General features: G+C 71.2%; 1 protein-coding gene. It reads right to left on the bottom strand.

Annotated features, from left to right (window positions below; translation table 11 throughout):
• A partial coding sequence (locus GM672_RS28665) for a phage baseplate assembly protein V (RefSeq protein WP_229417991.1) occupies positions 1 to 475 on the bottom strand: 475 nt, incomplete at both ends.

The raw sequence follows: 475 nt of genomic DNA, 5'->3' as shown, positions 1-475 counted from the left end.
CGCATGCGGACCTGGCCTTGCGTGTCGTCCAGCTGCCATTGGTTGTAGCCGTCGCCGCTGAAGTTGTGGCTGTGGATGCCCGACAGGGTGCCCGGGTGGTTGGCGCCCGAATCGACGCCGGCCGAGAAGGGCGGCAGGTCGGCGCCCGTGTACAGCTGGGCGACGACGACGGGGCGGTCCATGTCGCCTTCGATGAAGTCGACCAGCACTTCGGTGCCGATGCGTGGGGTGAACTGGCTGCCCCAGTTCGGGCCCGCCAGGGCCTCGGCCACGCGTACCCAGGTGCCCGAGCGCTCGTCGCCGGGGGCATTGCCCGTTGCGTCCGTGTTGTGGGCCATGCCGCCGGCATTGGCGCCTTCGCCGCGCTGCCAGGCGAACTGGATGCGTACCTGGTGATCGCGACCCGTGTGGGCGACGGCGTCGGCCAGGCCGACGACGATGGCGGTCTGCGGCCCCAGGGCGGTGACGGGATGGG

This window comes from Pseudoduganella buxea, assembly GCF_009720835.1.
GTDB classification, from domain to species: domain Bacteria; phylum Pseudomonadota; class Gammaproteobacteria; order Burkholderiales; family Burkholderiaceae_D; genus Rugamonas; species Rugamonas buxea.
This window is presented reverse-complemented; position numbering and strand designations above follow the sequence as displayed.